Origin of the sequence: Pseudomonas moorei, from assembly GCF_008801475.1 — a bacterium.
Taxonomy (GTDB): domain Bacteria; phylum Pseudomonadota; class Gammaproteobacteria; order Pseudomonadales; family Pseudomonadaceae; genus Aquipseudomonas; species Aquipseudomonas moorei.
Genome location: NZ_VZPP01000016.1, coordinates 93,246 through 109,118 on the forward strand (window position 1 = coordinate 93,246; position 15,873 = coordinate 109,118).

15 protein-coding genes and 1 pseudogene are annotated in these 15,873 nt (G+C 58.5%); 9 read left to right on the top strand and 7 right to left on the bottom strand.

All coding sequences use genetic code 11. The features are described from left to right. Nucleotides 1-30 precede the first annotated feature (30 nt). Entirely contained in the window at nt 31-1,554 is a 1,524-nt protein-coding gene (locus tag F7R06_RS26240; protein ID WP_090324817.1) for a fumarate hydratase, read from the bottom strand. A gap of 424 nt (nt 1,555-1,978) precedes the next feature. Between F7R06_RS26240 and F7R06_RS26245 the strand changes: the two genes are divergently transcribed. The 3 genes from F7R06_RS26245 to F7R06_RS26255 are packed head-to-tail and all read left to right on the top strand — an operon-like array spanning nt 1,979 to nt 4,792. Further along, entirely contained in the window at nt 1,979-3,085 is a 1,107-nt protein-coding gene (locus F7R06_RS26245; protein WP_090324815.1) for a GGDEF domain-containing protein, read from the top strand. After that, nucleotides 3,078-4,013: an iron-sulfur-binding ferredoxin reductase gene (locus F7R06_RS26250; RefSeq protein ID WP_090324814.1), complete on the top strand. Its 936-nt coding sequence runs from the start codon at nt 3,078-3,080 to the stop codon at nt 4,011-4,013. The genes F7R06_RS26245 and F7R06_RS26250 overlap by 8 nt, the downstream gene beginning before the upstream one ends. A 29-nt stretch (nt 4,014-4,042) precedes the next feature. Continuing rightward, entirely contained in the window at nt 4,043-4,792 is a 750-nt protein-coding gene (locus F7R06_RS26255; RefSeq protein ID WP_090324813.1) for an enoyl-CoA hydratase-related protein, read from the top strand. A 121-nt stretch (nt 4,793-4,913) separates the two neighbouring features. On the opposite strand, the gene pyk is transcribed toward F7R06_RS26255, so the two are convergent. Continuing rightward, a complete protein-coding gene (gene pyk / locus F7R06_RS26260) occupies nt 4,914-6,365 on the bottom strand; it encodes a pyruvate kinase (RefSeq protein ID WP_090324811.1) in 1,452 nt (483 codons plus the stop codon). A gap of 173 nt (nt 6,366-6,538) precedes the next feature. On the opposite strand from pyk, the gene F7R06_RS26265 reads away from it, so the two are divergent. The 3 genes from F7R06_RS26265 to F7R06_RS26275 all read left to right on the top strand — a co-directional run bounded on the left by F7R06_RS26265 (nt 6,539) and on the right by F7R06_RS26275 (nt 8,385). After that, complete coding sequence (locus F7R06_RS26265; RefSeq protein WP_090324809.1) at nt 6,539-6,922, top strand: tetratricopeptide repeat protein; 384 nt, start codon at nt 6,539-6,541, stop codon at nt 6,920-6,922. A 247-nt stretch (nt 6,923-7,169) separates the two neighbouring features. After that, nucleotides 7,170-7,529: a PilZ domain-containing protein gene (locus tag F7R06_RS26270; protein ID WP_090324808.1), complete on the top strand. Its 360-nt coding sequence runs from the start codon at nt 7,170-7,172 to the stop codon at nt 7,527-7,529. Between the two features lie 355 nt (nt 7,530-7,884). Then, a complete protein-coding gene (locus tag F7R06_RS26275; RefSeq protein WP_090324807.1) occupies nt 7,885-8,385 on the top strand; it encodes a hypothetical protein in 501 nt (166 codons plus the stop codon). 630 nt (nt 8,386-9,015) lie between these two features. On the opposite strand, the pseudogene F7R06_RS31590 reads toward F7R06_RS26275, so the two are convergent. Continuing rightward, nucleotides 9,016-9,171 (bottom strand): annotated as a pseudogene (locus F7R06_RS31590) (DUF58 domain-containing protein); the annotation flags it as partial. Nucleotides 9,172-9,570: 399 nt separating this feature from the next. On the opposite strand from F7R06_RS31590, the gene sbcB reads away from it, so the two are divergent. Further along, a complete protein-coding gene (gene sbcB / locus F7R06_RS26280) occupies nt 9,571-11,001 on the top strand; it encodes an exodeoxyribonuclease I (RefSeq protein ID WP_090324805.1) in 1,431 nt (476 codons plus the stop codon). Nucleotides 11,002-11,101: 100 nt separating this feature from the next. Here sbcB and mvaT read toward each other — a convergent pair whose 3' ends face one another. After that, the gene (mvaT, locus tag F7R06_RS26285; protein ID WP_007933316.1) at nt 11,102-11,479 is read right to left on the bottom strand and encodes a histone-like nucleoid-structuring protein MvaT; all 378 of its coding nucleotides are present in this window, start codon (nt 11,477-11,479) and stop codon (nt 11,102-11,104) included. 335 nt (nt 11,480-11,814) lie between these two features. On the opposite strand from mvaT, the gene purU reads away from it, so the two are divergent. Both purU and F7R06_RS30820 read left to right on the top strand, forming a co-directional pair. Continuing rightward, a complete protein-coding gene (gene purU / locus F7R06_RS26295; protein ID WP_090324803.1) occupies nt 11,815-12,663 on the top strand; it encodes a formyltetrahydrofolate deformylase in 849 nt (282 codons plus the stop codon). An 89-nt stretch (nt 12,664-12,752) separates the two neighbouring features. Then, nucleotides 12,753-12,929, top strand: a complete 177-nt coding sequence (locus tag F7R06_RS30820) for a hypothetical protein (RefSeq protein ID WP_162842381.1) — start codon at nt 12,753-12,755, stop codon at nt 12,927-12,929. Here F7R06_RS30820 and gpgF read toward each other — a convergent pair. Genes gpgF through gpgS form a run of 3 tightly spaced genes read right to left on the bottom strand, consistent with a single transcriptional unit; the run spans nt 12,916 to nt 15,798 of the window. Further along, nucleotides 12,916-13,911 (bottom strand): glucosaminyl phosphatidylglycerol flippase, encoded by a 996-nt coding sequence (gpgF, locus tag F7R06_RS26300; RefSeq protein ID WP_090324802.1) that lies wholly within the window; start codon nt 13,909-13,911, stop codon nt 12,916-12,918. The genes F7R06_RS30820 and gpgF overlap by 14 nt on opposite strands. Continuing rightward, entirely contained in the window at nt 13,908-14,684 is a 777-nt protein-coding gene (gene gpgD, locus F7R06_RS26305) for an N-acetylglucosaminyl phosphatidylglycerol deacetylase (protein WP_090324800.1), read from the bottom strand. Before gpgD ends, gpgF begins: the two co-directional genes overlap by 4 nt. Beyond that, nucleotides 14,677-15,798, bottom strand: coding sequence for an N-acetylglucosaminyl phosphatidylglycerol synthase (gene gpgS, locus F7R06_RS26310; protein ID WP_090324799.1), 1,122 nt, complete (start codon nt 15,796-15,798; stop codon nt 14,677-14,679). The genes gpgD and gpgS overlap by 8 nt, the downstream gene beginning before the upstream one ends. Between the last annotated feature and the right edge of the window lie 75 nt (nt 15,799-15,873).

Genomic DNA, 15,873 nt, shown 5'->3' on the forward strand with positions numbered 1-15,873 from the left:
GTCGCCTTTTTCAGTGGTCAGTCGAAAGGCTTACTGCACTTCCACCGCCAGGCTGTCACTGATCTTTTTCTGCCAGATGGCAGGACCGGTGATGTGTACCGACTCGCCGTTGCTGTCGACTGCAACAGTGACGGGCATGTCTTTCACGTCGAACTCGTAGATCGCTTCCATGCCCAGTTCGGCGAAAGCCACCACGCGGGATTTCTTGATGGCTTGCGCCACCAGGTAAGCCGCGCCACCGACAGCCATCAAGTAGACGGCCTTGTGGTCCTTGATCGCGTCGATGGCGGTCGGGCCGCGCTCGGATTTACCGATCATGCCCAGCAGGCCGGTTTGCTCGAGGATCTGACGGGTGAACTTGTCCATCCGCGTGGCGGTGGTCGGGCCAGCCGGGCCAACCACTTCTTCGCGGACCGGATCGACCGGGCCGACGTAATAGATGAAGCGGCCCTTGAGGTCTACCGGCAGCGTTTCACCCTTGTTCAGCATCTCGACCATGCGTTTGTGCGCGGCGTCGCGACCGGTGAGCATCTTGCCGTTGAGCAGGATGGTTTCACCCGGCTTCCAGCTCTGCACTTCTTCCGGGGTCAGGGTGTCGAGGTTGACGCGACGAGCCGACGGACCCGCTTCCCAGACGATTTCCGGGTAGGCGTCCAGTGGTGGCGCTTCCAGGGATGCCGGGCCGGAACCGTCGAGCACGAAGTGTGCGTGGCGGGTGGCGGCGCAGTTCGGGATCATGCACACCGGCAACGAAGCGGCGTGGGTCGGGTAATCCATGATCTTCACGTCGAGCACGGTGGTCAGGCCGCCCAGGCCTTGTGCGCCGATACCCAACTGGTTGACCTTCTCGAACAGCTCCAGACGCATTTCTTCGATGCGGTTCTGTGGGCCGCGGGCCTTCAGTTCGTGGATGTCGATGGATTCCATCAACACTTCCTTGGCCATCACCGCGGCTTTCTCGGCGGTGCCGCCGATGCCGATGCCGAGCATGCCCGGTGGGCACCAGCCGGCGCCCATGGTCGGAACGGTCTTCAGCACCCAGTCGACGATCGAGTCGGACGGGTTGAGCATGGCCATTTTCGATTTGTTCTCGGAACCGCCGCCCTTGGCCGCCACATCCACTTCCACGGTGTTACCCGGAACGATGGAGTAGTGGATAACGGCCGGGGTGTTGTCCTTGGTGTTCTTGCGAGCGCCTGCCGGATCGGCAAGGATCGAGGCACGCAGGACGTTTTCCGGCAGGTTGTAGGCGCGACGAACGCCTTCGTTGATCATGTCGTCCAGGCCCATGGTGGCGCCATCCCAGCGTACGTCCATGCCCACACGGACAAACACGGTCACGATGCCGGTGTCCTGGCAGATCGGACGGTGGCCGGTGGCGCACATGCGCGAGTTGATCAGGATTTGAGCGATGGAGTCACGGGCGGCCGGCGATTCTTCACGCAGGTAGGCCTCGTGCATCGCCTGGATGAAATCCACGGGGTGGTAGTAGGAAATGAACTGCAGGGCGTCGGCAACGCTCTGAATCAGGTCGTCTTGCTTGATCACGGTCATGAGTCGCGCTCCTCTAAAAGACGGGAACATTCAATAAGGTGCTTGCAGCTTGGGTGCATCGGTCGGTTGCAAGCACCTTTCAAGGCACGCCGGGCATGCTGGCGCGACGCTAAAAAGGCGCGGCAGTATAACGCGCCTCGGTTCTGTAAACACCCGCCGGCAATCAATCGTTGGTCGCATAAGTACGCATAATCGTTGTAGGAACTGACTTGCCAGCGAAAGCGGCAGGTCTGGCAACAACGGTGTAGCCTGCGAGAACGCCTTCGCTGGCAAGTCAGTTCCTGCACAGCAGATGCCGATAAGACTGAATCGGTTATTCGTCCCTGAAAATTGAATGGTCATTTATCGGCCATGCCACTAAAGTGACATACGGTCTGTAGAGTAGGACGCTCTGTCAGTCTCCTTTCATTCGGTGAGTCAACGATTGACCCATAACGCCATCCAGCGACTGTTGCTCAAACGTTTCGCCCTTGCAGCCGGCACCTATGGCCTGGCATTGGTATTGCTGTGGCTGGCGTTTTTCACCGGCCATTACGAGGAGTCGTTGTCGGACGTCGCCATTGGCAGCGCACTGGTGGTCATCAGCCAGGCGACGCTGTTTGCGCTGTTCTATTCGGGCTTGAACCTGCGTTTTGCCGACCCCAGCCTGACCGAAGCCCAAGTGTTGCTGGGGCTGGGGTGGCAGACATGGCTGATCGCGCATCTGGGGGACGCCCGTGGGGCGTTTCTGGTCTTTTATGTACTGATTCTGCTGTTTGGGCTGTTCCATCTGTCCCGTCGCTCATTTGTGCGTTGTGCCGTGCTGGTTTTTCTCAGTTTCAGCGCGATCACGCTGTGGGAGGGCTACCACTTCCAGTTGCCTGACCCGGCATTGGCGGCGTTGCAGGTGTGCGTGCTGTTGATTGTGCTGGTGTGGCTGGTGCTCTATGCCGGTTATGTGCAGGCCTCGCGACACCGCATGCGTCAGCGGCGATTTGCCTTGCAGGCGCACCAGGACACGCTGCGCGGGATGATGCGCCAGCTCGAGGATCTGGTGGCCACCGATGAGTTGACCGGGTTGTTCAATCGCCGGCATTTCCTGCGCCTGGCGTCCCGCGAGTTGAACGCCATGGAGGTGGGTGTCGTGCATGGCCTGGCGTTGATCGACCTCGACCATTTCAAACGAATCAACGATCTGCACGGCCATGCCGCAGGCGACCAGGTGTTGCAAGCCTTTGCCGGCGTGGCCTCGGCCTGTCTGCGCGACGGTGACGTGCTGGCCCGCTACGGCGGCGAGGAGTTTGTGGTGCTGCTGCCCGATTGCAATGCCGAGCGCTTGACCTCGTGCTGCGAACGGCTGCGCATCGCGTTCACGGATGTCGAGTTGATCGGATTGAACGTGCGCAACCTTAGCCTGTCCGCCGGCATGACCCTGCTGGAACTCGGCGATGATCTCGACGATGCCTTGCAGCGCGCCGACCAGGCGCTTTATCGCGCCAAGCGTGACGGCCGCAACCGTTGCGCGGCGGCCTGGGAAAACGTCGATGCCTGAGTTACGTGTTGGCGACCGTCAATGGTCGGTGGCGGCGGGCAGTAATCTGCTGGATGCCCTGAATCAGAACGGCGTGTCGGTGCCCTACAGCTGTCGTGCCGGCAGTTGCCATGCCTGCCTGGTCCAGTGTGTACAAGGCCTGCCGAGCGACAGCCGGCCCGATGCCTTGAGCGCGGAGCAGCGTCAGCAAGGCTGGCGTCTGGCGTGTCAGTGCCAGGTGGTCGAGGACCTGCAGGTGCACACCTTCGACCCGCAGCGGGATGGCCAGCCGGCCGAGGTCGCCGCCGTCGATTGGCTGAGTGCCAGCGTGCTGCGCTTGCGCCTGACCCCCCAGCGGCCATTACGCTACAGCGCCGGCCAGCATCTGGTGTTGTGGGCGGGCAATGTGGCGCGGCCTTACTCCCTCGCCAGCCTGCCGCAGGATGATCGTTTTCTGGAGTTTCACCTCGATTGTCGACAGCCGGGGCAATTCAGCGATGCGGCGCGTCAACTGAAGATCGGCGATGGGATCCGTCTTGGTGAGTTGCGTGGCGGGGCCTTGCATTACGACCCGGACTGGCATGAGCGGCCCCTGTGGCTAATGGCTTCCGGCACCGGGTTGGGACCTTTGTTCGGGGTGTTGCGTGAAGCGTTGCGCCAAGATCACCAGGGTGCGATACGTATCATTCACCTGGCCCATGATGCCAATGAGCATTATCTGGCCAAACCCCTGCAAGCCCTGGCGGCGAACCGGCCGAACCTGAATATCGAGCTATGGACCGCGGCCGAGTTGCCAGCGGCTTTGGCGCAACTGCGGCTTGTTTCCCGGCAAACCCTCGCCTTACTCTGCGGGGCTCCCGACAGCGTCGATGCCTTTGCCCGGCGCCTGTACCTGGCGGGATTGCCGCGCAATCAACTGCTGGCCGACGTCTTCCTGCCCCGTGGTTGAGCGCTGATCTTTCAGACGCGAGACCTGCCATGACCAATGCCATCCAGATTGAACGCGAACGCGGCCTGCTGACCCTGCGGCTCAATCGCCCCGACAAGAAAAACGCCCTGACTCGTGCCATGTACAGCCATTTGGCCGAAGCGCTGAAACTGGCCGACAACGATCCTGAAATCAATGCCGTACTGATCACGGGTTCCAGTGAATGCTTCACCGCTGGCAACGACATTGCCGACTTCATCCAGCAACCGCCGAGCAACCTCGACAGCCCGGTGTTCCGGTTCATGCTCAATCTGCTTGAATGCCGCAAACCGGTGATCGCAGCGGTGGCCGGCGCGGCGGTGGGCATTGGCACGACGATGTTGCTGCATTGTGATCTGGTGTACGTCAGCCGCGACGCGCGCTTGCGTATGCCGTTCGTCAATCTCGGGTTGTGCCCGGAATTCGGTTCCAGCCTGATCCTGCCGCGCTTGCTCGGGCAGGCCAGGGCGGCGGAGCTGCTGTTGCTGGGTGAGGGATTCAATGGTGAGCAAGCCGCCGCATGGGGCATTGCGTCCGAAGCCTTGGGCAGTGGCGAAGAGGCCTTGGCCAAAGCACGGGAAATGGCGCTGCGCTTCGAGTCGCTGCCGCCGGAAGCGGTGCGCATCAGCAAGCAATTGATGAGAGCGCCGGATCGGGAGCAGTTGCGCAAGGTCATAGAAGAAGAGGGTGCATTGTTCACCCAACGGCTGCGTTCGCCGGAGGCATTGGCGGCGTTGGCGGGGTTTATCAACAGGCATTGATTTTTCGGTGTCTGGGCTTGCCCGCGATGAGGCCGGATCAAGCCACGCATCTACTGGATCAGAAAATAAAAAGCCCCGCCATTCACATGGCGGGGCTTTTGTTTTTTCGGCGTTCGGTCACTCAGACCATCGGGTCGCCAACGTGCAGGATTTTCATGCCGTTGGTGCCGCCGGTGGTGTGGTAGCTGTCGCCCTTGGTCAGGATGACCCAGTCGCCTTTCTCCACGACGCCGCGCTTGACCAACTCGTCGATTGCCTTCTGGCTGACTTCGTTTGGTGCCAGCGAAGCCGGGTCGAACGGAATGGTGTACACGCCACGGAACAGCGCCGCGCGAGCCTGGGCTTCGCGGTGTGGGGTGAACGCGTAGATCGGCACCGAGGAACGGATGCGCGACATGATCAGCGGGGTGTAACCGCTTTCGGTCAGGGCGATGATCGCTTTCACGCCTGGGAAGTGGTTGGCGGTGTACATGGTCGCCAGGGCAATGCTCTCGTCGCAGCGGGTGAATTCCTTGCCGATGCGGTGGCTGGAGGTCTTGCTGGTCGGGTGCTTTTCGGCGCCGACACAGATGCGGGCCATGGCCTGCACGGCTTCCAGCGGATACAGACCGGCGGCGCTTTCCGCGGACAGCATCACGGCGTCGGTGTAGTCGAGCACGGCGTTGGCTACGTCGGACACTTCGGCGCGGGTCGGCATCGGGTTCTGGATCATCGACTCCATCATCTGGGTCGCGACGATCACGGCCTTGTTGTGGCGGCGTGCGTGCAGAATGATTTTCTTCTGGATGCCCACCAGCTCGGCGTCGCCGATTTCCACGCCCAGGTCACCACGGGCCACCATCACGGCGTCGGATGCCTTGATCAGGCCATCGAGGGTTTCGTCGTCGGCCACGGCTTCGGCACGTTCGATCTTCGCCACCAGCCAGGCGGTACCGCCGGCTTCGTCGCGCAGTTGACGGGCGTACTCCATGTCGGCGGCGTCACGCGGGAACGACACGGCAAGGTAATCGACCTGCATTTCGGCGGCGAGCTTGATGTCCGCCTTGTCTTTTTCGGTCAGGGCCGGAGCGGTCAGGCCACCACCGCGACGGTTGATGCCTTTGTGATCCGACAGTGGGCCGCCGATGGTCACGGTGCAGTTCAGTTCGGTGGCGGTGGCGGTATCGACACGCATTACCACGCGGCCGTCGTCGAGCAGCAGCTCGTCGCCCACGCCGCAGTCCTTGACCAGGTCCGGGTAGTCGATACCGACCACTTGCTGGTTGCCTTCGGTCAGCGGATGGCTGGTGGAGAAGGTGAATTGATCACCGATCTTCAGCTCGATACGTTTGTTGGCGAATTTGGCAATACGGATTTTCGGGCCTTGCAGGTCACCCAGCAGGGCGACGAAGCGACCGTGCTTGGCAGCGAGGTCACGCACCAGCTGCGCGCGAGCCTTGTGCTCGTCGGGGGTGCCGTGGGAGAAGTTCAGGCGGGCGACGTCCAGGCCAGCCAGAATCAGCTGTTCGAGAACTTCCGGCGAGTTACTGGCCGGGCCAAGGGTGGCAACGATTTTGGTACGACGGACGGACATGCAAAGACTCCTGAGTTCAAGCGCTGAGTGAGGCTACTATGGTCCGAAGTTGTAGTCATTGTTCGTATGCACTACTTATTGCTTTCTTTATTGAACACCGCAACTTTGCATCCCGGCCGCCTGAAGATTTCCGACCATGGGTCGATACAGCGTTCAAGACAGGAGATTTCCCCATGCGTTTCGTACTCGTTGCTGCCCTTGCCATCAGCGCTTTTAGCGTCACCGGTTGCACCCGTTGGGCGATGAATCATCATTTGAACAATGCCTACAGTGCCTATGACCGGGGCAATTGCGAGCAGGTGATGCTTGAGTTGTCCAAGGTCGAGCGCGACAGCCGCGCGCGCCCTTATGTGTGGCCGGAAGTCTCGATGATGCGCGGGCAGTGCCTGGAGCGGCAGATGATGTTTATCGATGCAGCCCAGACGTACCAGTTCATCATCGCTTCGTATCCGCAGAGCGAATACGCCTACCGTGCCCGCGCACGTCTGGAAACCTTGCAGAGCCTGGGCCACTATCCGACTCGCAGTGCCGCAACGGTACGCCCGACGCAGTTCTGATGTCAGTGGTCATCTGATGGCTGGCCGACCGGCGTCGGTGAGCTATAGTCGAATGGATCGGTTTTAGAGTCTTGTCTCTAAACCGAGGTAACACCTGTGATCGGCAGAAGTAAGCGGCAGCGGTTTTCGAGGACTGCCGCACCGGGATCGGGGAGAGCGTGCCAGTGCCCATCCGTGCAACAGCAGGCAAGCACGTTCCGAAGCATTAGTGCGGTCCTGCTTAAGGGCCTTGCGTAGCGAATTCAGCATGTTCACCGACCGCCGGATCGAGCGGCATCAGTTGCCGTATTTTCTCAAAGTGTTCAACAGCATCACCGACAAGCCCATCGGTTTCCTGGGTAACGTGTCCGAGGACGGGCTGATGCTCATCAGCCAGTTGCCCATGATGATCGGCGCGGACTTCGATTTGCGCCTGAAAATCCCCGCCATCGACGGATGCCAACAGGTCATCGACCTGCGGGCGTGCTGCCTGTGGTGCCACGAAGACGCAACCCCTCAGCACTATGACGCCGGGTTCAGCCTGCAACGGCCGCCGCCGGAGTATGAGCAGTTGGTAGAGGCATTGAGGCAGTACTTCAGTTTTCAGACGTTGCCGGCTTCGGCGTGAGCGACAAATGATCACGGGCTGAATACCCTCATAGTGTGTGCTCCAGTTGAAGCCATCACAGGCTGCCTTTCATTAGGCAATGTCCGTCAAATGCACGCTATTGAGCGGCGCCGCTTGCAAGAGCCCGATGAGTTTGGTCATGGTCATGAGGTTGTTCTGGGGCGGTTGTTGATCTCCATAACACTTTGTAATGTCAACTGACCCTCTCGTGAATTTTTCTGGGTTTCGAAATAAAAGTCATATTGATTATTCCATTTCCGTCTTCATGACTGTCAGTTCTGACAGTAGCGAATGAATAGGCCCAGTTGAGTTATTTTTTTTCTGCGGTCTATTAATATCTTTATGGAGGTGGCTAATGAATGGTAAGGCTGATAAAGAAAATTTTGTGGTGAAATATGTGCAGGCTGATCAGGTTAAAGAGGGTTCATTTGTAGAGACCGGTAATGCTGAAGTATTTTCCGATAGTTTTTGGGCGGGAGTGGAAGTTTTAACTTATCTGCATCGACATCTTCGAGTTCCGGAGTTGACGGGGCAGATAGAGTATCAATATAAATTTCATGATCGTCGAGTGTATGTGCGGACGTTGAGGTATTTTCTGACCAGTCGGCCGATCAATAAATATTGGTATCGCGCAAATATTGATGTGCAGCTTGAAAACTATGGCTCGCAGCGTGTGAACTCACCTGATGCAATGAGTCAAAACGCGCAGTGGCATAGCTATGTCGCGAACTTGAACGTTGCTCATGATCCTGCGATTCGAACGGGTTTGAAAGTTCGAATTGAATATGATGGGACTAATAATGGCGTTGGTGAAAAAGATAGTTGGGGGAGCGTGGTTGAGCTCATTCCACGATAAATAAACGCCTTCGATTCCTATCTGCCCAGTAATCGGCGCTGCTTGTTTTGGTCCAGGGGTTTCAGTGTGCATGGCTTCAAGCTAGGGGCGGCAGTACTTCAAAGTATTTAATGGGTTTCTCGTTGCTATTGATTTTGAAAGTGCTGCCGTCAGTTTTTTGAGGGGGATCAATTTAATTGTCTTGTGTAAGATTTTAATTTTTTGTAGTGGGTGTTAGGGGGGGCAATTCGCTCTTTGAATATTTTATGGGTCCTGGTTTTTTCGTTGTTGTGACGGTGATCAATGTTTGGGGGGCGTTAAATTTTGCCTGTTGACGCTTGCAGCGTGCCGCTTTTTTTCCAGTTCAGGTAACGCGTTAACAAGTCCACGCCCAATCCACAGGGCAGGACATTCAGTACTGATATCTCATGAGCATGTGGACTCTAATGGAGTTTGGTCTGCTCGTTGAGATAATCCATCGCCCGGCATCAGGTCAGCGCCTCCGGCAAGGTTTGCTTGGAGGCTTGAGGAGTTTGGTCGAGCACGTCTTCCCTCATGCTGGCGACGATCACTTGATGCTGTTTGCCCATTCGTTTGTTCCTCATCGTCTCTATCGCGCATGATTGGTCATCAACACCACCAGGGCCCTCTATCGATTTGCTGCAGGCTGTCACCCTCGCGAAATTCACGCAATTGATAAAACACCAGTTCCGGGCCGCGACGCTAATGTTGGCGCACGCCCAGCTGGCTGAGCCAGTTATCCACAGCCAGTAGGCCACCGTAGAGTCGGGCGAAATCCGGGTAGAGACACGGGTATGAAAGCAGAGGGTGGCGCGTTGCTCGGTCAGTGTCAGGGGAAACGCGAGGCGGCATGCTTGGTCGGGTGGGAGTTGTGGCCGCGATAGCGGCCGTTTGCAGTCGATCACCAGAGTGCTGACGGCCCTTGCGGCGTTTCAACTTGATACCGCGTATCCGTGGCGGGGACGGCGTCGCTTCCTTGGCGGCATAGTAGTCTCGAGCATCGGCAACCTGATGATGTGGGCTGATCGGGATGGACTCTCCAATGGATGCTGGCAGACTTGGCGAGGAATACGACATAGCTTGTAACGCACGGCAAACAAGCAACGCTGCCTGAATAACAAGATTGCTGGCCGGGGCGGGATGTGAACGCCTAGACTTTGCCGATCTTCAGTTCAGGAATAGCCCGTGACCTCCATCTTCTGGTACGACTATGAAACCACGGGTATCAATCCCCGTTGCGATCGCCCATTGCAAATGGCAGGGCTGCGTACTGATTTCGATCTCAATGAAATAGACGAGCCGGTCAATCTCTATTGCCTACCCAGTGACGACATCCTGCCGCATCCAGCGGCCTGCGCGATCACCGGCATTACCCCAGGCCAACTGGCCGGGCAAGGCCTGAGTGAAGCCGATTTCATGACCCGGGTGCATGCGCAACTGGCGGCCCCCGGCACTTGCGGTGCGGGTTACAACACCTTGCGTTTCGACGACGAAATGACCCGGTACAGCCTGTATCGCAATTTTTTCGACCCGTACGCGCGGGAGTGGCAGGGCGGTAACAGTCGCTGGGATTTGATCGATGTGGTGCGTGCCGCCTATGCCTTGCGCCCCGATGGTCTCGTCTGGCCAACCGACGACGAGGGGCGGGTGACCCTCAAGCTCGAGCGCCTGACCGCTGCCAATGGCATAGATCATGGCAATGCCCACGAAGCGCTGTCGGACGTTCGCGCCACTATTGCCCTGGCGCGACTGATCCGGGAAAAGCAACCGAAGCTGTATGACTGGCTGTTCAATCTGCGCAGCAAGCAAAAGGTCCTGGATCAGATTCGCCTGCTGCAACCGATGGTGCATGTTTCCGGGCGCTTTTCTGCGGCGCGCAACTACGTGGGCGTGGTGTTGCCCCTGGCCTGGCACCCGCGTAACAAGAACGCCTTGATTGTCTGCGATCTGCACCTCGACCCTCAGGCTTTGCTCGATCTGGATGCCGAAACATTGCGCCAGCGCTTGTATACCCGTCGCGAAGATCTGGCCGAAGGTGAGTTGCCGGTTCCACTCAAGCTCATCCATATCAATAAATGCCCGGTGGTGGCGCCGATGTCGGTACTTCGCCCGGAAGATCAGCAGCGGTTGGGGCTGGATATGGCGCTCTATCAGCAGCGTGTACTGCGGCTAAACGACGCGCAGAAAGTCTGGCAGGATAAAGTTTCGGCGATATATGCCCGCGAGGATTTCTCCGCAAGCCGGGACCCGGAGCAACAGTTATACGACGGCTTTATCGGTGATCGTGATCGGCGTCTGTGCGAACAAGTCCGAACGGTCGATCCTGGGCAATTAGCGCAAGAGCAATGGCCTTTCGATGATGAACGTTTACCGGAATTATTGTTTCGATATCGCGCACGTAACTTTCCCGATACGTTGAGTGCCGACGAGCAAGAGCGCTGGCGATTATTCTGTCAGAAACGTTTGTCAGTGCCGGAGTGGGGCGCGCCCAATACCCTGGAAAGTTTTGTCGAGGCCGCAGCCCAATTGAATGTTACAGCGACGCCGTTTCAACGATCAGTGCTGAATGAATGGCAGGAGTATGTCCAGGCCTTACGTAAACGTTTGAATCTTTGAAATCGAAAATATCCGGAGCTTGAACTCCGGGCATAAAAAAACGCCAGCGCATGCTGGCGTTATTTTTTGCCGCCGATCAGTCTGCGACAAGCGCTGCGGCTTAGCCCAGCAGGGTCGCCCAGCCTTCAACCACGTCGCCGCCCCACTTGGCTTTCCACTCTTTCAGAGTCTTGTGGTTGCCACCTTTGGTTTCGATGACTTCGCCGTTGTGCGGGTTTTTGTATTGTTTAACTTTGCGAGCACGCTTGGTGCCGGTAGTTTTGACTGCGCCGCCGCGTGGTGCCTTGGTTTTGGATTCTGGGTCCAGCAACGCGATGATGTCACGCAGGGACTTGGAGTATTCGCCCATCAGGGTGCGCAGTTTGCCTTCGAATTCCAGCTCGGTTTGCAGTTTGTCGTCTTGGGACAGGTTCTTCAAACGGGCTTGCAGCTCTTTGATGGCTTCTTCGGTGGCGCGATATTCGTTGATCAAGGACATGATGACTACCTTATGCAGGTCAAAGGATGTAGGGGAACAGTGCCGCAATAATAGTCAGGGTGTTTCATCAAGTAAACATTAAACCGGAGTTTATTTAATTTAATCGTGGTGGATTCGCACATTGAATGTGCGGATAAATAATTCGATACATCCGGCACACATATTCACAAATGGATGCTTGTAAGTGGCCGACAACGCGCTGTTTGCCCGTGCTGCCGGCGTCAGCAGATTCCTTGTCGCCGACCTTCGGCCAGGCAGAAACGTCATCATTACTGCAGTTTTTCTGCGCAATCGCTAGAATGGCCGCCTTTGCGAAGTTCTGGAGTTTCCCCCTCATGCGCACTTTTCGGCTGGTGATTTCTTGCCCGGACCGCGTCGGCATCGTTGCCAAAGTCAGTAACTTTCTGGCGTCCCATAACGGCTGGATCACTGAAGCGAGCCATCACTCGGACAATCTCAGTGGCTGGTTCTTCATGCGTCACGAAATTCGTGCCGACTCGCTGCCTTTCGGTATCGAAGCGTTGCGCGAAGCCTTTGCGCCGATTGCCGAAGAGTTCTCGATGGACTGGCGCATCACCGATACCGAGCAGAAGAAGCGCGTGGTCCTGATGGCCAGTCGTGAGTCCCACTGCCTTGCCGACCTGCTGCATCGCTGGCACAGCGATGAACTGGACTGTGAAATCGCCTGCGTGATTTCCAACCATGACGACCTGCGCAGCATGGTCGAATGGCACGGCATTCCGTACTACCACGTGCCGGTCAATCCACAGGACAAGGAGCCGGCGTTCGCCGAAGTTTCGCGCCTGGTCAAACAGCACTATGCCGAAGTGGTCGTACTGGCCCGCTACATGCAGATCCTGCCGCCGGAACTGTGCCGCGAATATGCGCACAAGGTCATCAACATTCACCACAGCTTCTTGCCATCGTTCGTCGGTGCCAAGCCGTATCACCAGGCTTCCCTGCGTGGTGTGAAGCTCATCGGTGCGACCTGCCACTATGTGACCGAAGAGCTGGACGCCGGTCCGATCATCGAGCAGGACGTGGTGCGCGTCAGCCACAGCGACAGCATCGAAGACATGGTGCGTTTCGGTCGCGACGTCGAGAAGATGGTGCTGGCCCGCGGTCTGCGTTATCACCTGGAAGACCGGGTGCTGGTGCACGGCAACAAAACCGTGGTGTTCTGACCGTCGCCACACGACACGGTTGAAATCCGGAGGGCCTGGGCGTTCAATCGCTTCAGGCCCTTCGCCGTTTCTGCACTGAGGATATGTCTATGGCCGATCCACTGGACAAAGCCACGTCAAAGGCTCCCGCGACATTGGGTGAGGGCTGTTTGAGTCGTTATGACCCGGATGACATGAGCCCGGAAGATGGCACGGAGTTCCCCGGCGCGGCCGAACTGTGGGAGCTGTTACAGGAACAGCCGGAAAAAACGTCTAAGCCTGCTTGAGGTTCATCAGTTTCTTAAGCAATGGTCGGCCAAGCATCAATAGAAACACGGGCCCACCAACCAGCAGATAGAAGTAGTAAGTCACCGCGCGCCAGATCAGGATCGCCGCTGCCGCTGTGGATTTGCCCACCATGGGCGCCAACAGCGCCGCCGACGTCAGTTCCGCCGCCCCCGCCCCTCCCGGCAACAGAGTGAATTGCCCGGCACTCAGGGAGAGCATCTGGATCAGAAAACTCCAGGCCCACTGCAAGTCCGCGCCGAGCCCACGCAGTGCCAGGTACAACACGCTGTAGCGCAGGACCCAATGCAGGCAGGTCAGGGCAAACACCGTGATCAATGTCTGAAAGGGCAGCTTCAGTGTGTCGGTGAAGGCTGCAAGGAAATGCAGGAGCTTGCGAGCCCAGCGAACCCGGGTGCTGGCTTTGACATTGAGACGAGCCAGCAATCGACCCGTCAGGCGAATCAGCCCGCGATGATAGCGAGCCACGACGATGCAACTGATCAATCCGCCGAACATCGAGACCGCGCTGACGATCAGTAACCATTCCATTCGCTGGCTCAGGTGCTGGAACAGGGTATAAATCAGAATCCCGCTCAGTGCGCAGAGAAAGAACAGCAAGTCACTGAGCTGGTCCATGGCGAACACCGCGCTGCCTCTGGCCGGTCGCACGCCGTTGCGCGCCAGCAGTGCCATGATCGTCAGCGGTCCGCCGCTGCCGCCCGGTGTGGCGCAGTAGGCAAACTCGGCGGCCATCACGACGCCAAGGCTTTTGACCGGGCTCACCTTGTTGCGTTGATCTCCCAGCAACAGGCGCAAACGCAGCGTATTGACCAGCCAGCAGAACAGGATCATGCCGAACATGATCAACAATTCGCTTAATGGAAAATTCTGCAATCGCGACCAGGTCTCGCTCCCGCCCAATAGCCAGGGGATCAGCACCGCCGCGAGCAGGCCGACGAACAGTAGAAAACCGCGACTCATGCGGCACGCCCCATGCGTTCGCTGTGCCGTGCCAGCCAGCGTGCCTTGGTCATTGGTACTCGACCCTCGGCGATCAGGCGCTTGAGGGTTTGCAGCCAGTACGTGCGCGAGAACTCATGACGCATGTCCACCGGGTGCAGGCCGAGTCGAATCACCGGCGCTTGTCGCCAGCGCTGTTCGCGTTGATCGCTGACCAGTTTCGACAATCCCCGGCGCCAGGCACTGCGCGCGCTCCAGACCAGTCCAGGGGCATCGACGACGGCAAAATCCGGCAGTTTATAAAGGTGCTGCGGGTCGCTGGTGTAACTCAGCGGCAATTGACGCAGGGCTTGGCGCGTCCCTTCGCTCATCAGCCACGCGGGAGCGACGAAGCCATGCAGGGGCCAGTGGTAACGCTGAAACATGTCGATGCCGGCGTGCAGGCGGGTGAGGGCCGCTTCCCGGGACAGGCTGTAGAACTCGCCTTCGTGGGTGTAGATCCGGCGCATGAACCAGTCGCGGGGATTGCTTGCCATCGGTCCGTCGTCGCAATGGAAATAGCCGTGCAACGCCAGCTCGTCACCGAGGGCGAGGCGCCCGCTGAGCAGGCGACGAAATCCCGGGTGCGCCTCCAGGTCATTGTGTTTGTGGAAATTCGGCACCACCAGCCAGGTCATCGGCACATTGCCCAAGGCATCGACGGCTTCGACAAAGGGCTGATAATCGGCCCAGGTTTGTGGTGCGATGTCGTGCAGCACCAACAACAGGCTGGGCGGGTCCTTGGGCTCAACCATTGGCCACCTGCGGCCATTGGCTGCCGAGCACGGCGTGATAGTGACCGAGCAGGCTGTTGACCACCGTATCCCAAGAGTAATGTCGTTCCACATGGCGCCGCGCTTGTTGGCCAAGGGCGGCGCAGCCCTGTTCGAACAGTTCGCGCACGGCGTTGGCCATCGCTTGCGGATCGTTCGGCCTGCAGAGCAAGCCGCATTGCTCGGTGACGATTTCCTCAAAGGCCCCGGCCGCCACGGCCACCACCGGAATCCCGCTGGCCATGGCTTCGAGGATCACCAGGCCAAAGGTCTCCTGATCACCGGCATGCAGCAGCGCATCGGCACTGGCCATCAGGCGGGCGACTTGTGTGGCGGGGCAGAATTCGTCGACGACTGTGACATTGCCCGGCACCGCAGCTGGCATCGAAGAACCAACTAGCAGCAAGTGGTAGCGCCTGCCCAGGCGTTTCATGCAGGCAAGCAGCACAGGCAGGTTTTTTTCCTTGGAACCGCGCCCGGCGAAGATCAACAGGTGGGTGTTTTCATCAATGCCCAGTTCGGCCCGCAGTCCGGAATCACGGGCGCCAGGGTGGAAGGTCTGCAAATCGACGCCCAAAGGCTGCACGAAAACGTTCTTCACCCCCAGGCCCGTCAGCTTTTCAGCCATGACCCGGCTCGGCGCCAGCACCCGGTCGAAATTGCCGTAGAGCTTCCTGACATAAGCCTCGATGTTGGTGGTGACCCAATTGCCCATGCGGTTGCTGATCAACAGCGGCAGGTCCGAGTGGTAAAAGCCAATGACCGGCACGTCCAGTTGCCGCCGGGCATCGAGGGCGGCCCAGGCGGTGAGGTAAGGGTCGCCGACCTCAATCAGCTCCGGTTGCAAATCCTGGAGGACATTACGCCAGGGCGCGAGACGCAGAGGGAAACGATACCCCTTGCCGAAGGGCAGGGCGGGCGCCGGAACGGTATAAATGCCATCGCGTTCACTGAAGGACGCGCCGGGGATCAACAAACTGTGGCGGATGCCCGGTCGGGTGAACAAGCGACGGTGCTTGGCATCCAGATAAGTGCGCACGCCACCGCTGGCAGGGGCGTAGAACATGGTTATGTCAGCGATATGCACGATGAACATCCCTCCGGTCCGGTGCTCTCCCTTGATTGACCTTAATGAAGAATAGTTGTTCGGTTGGGGATTTGTGGGCGGGGG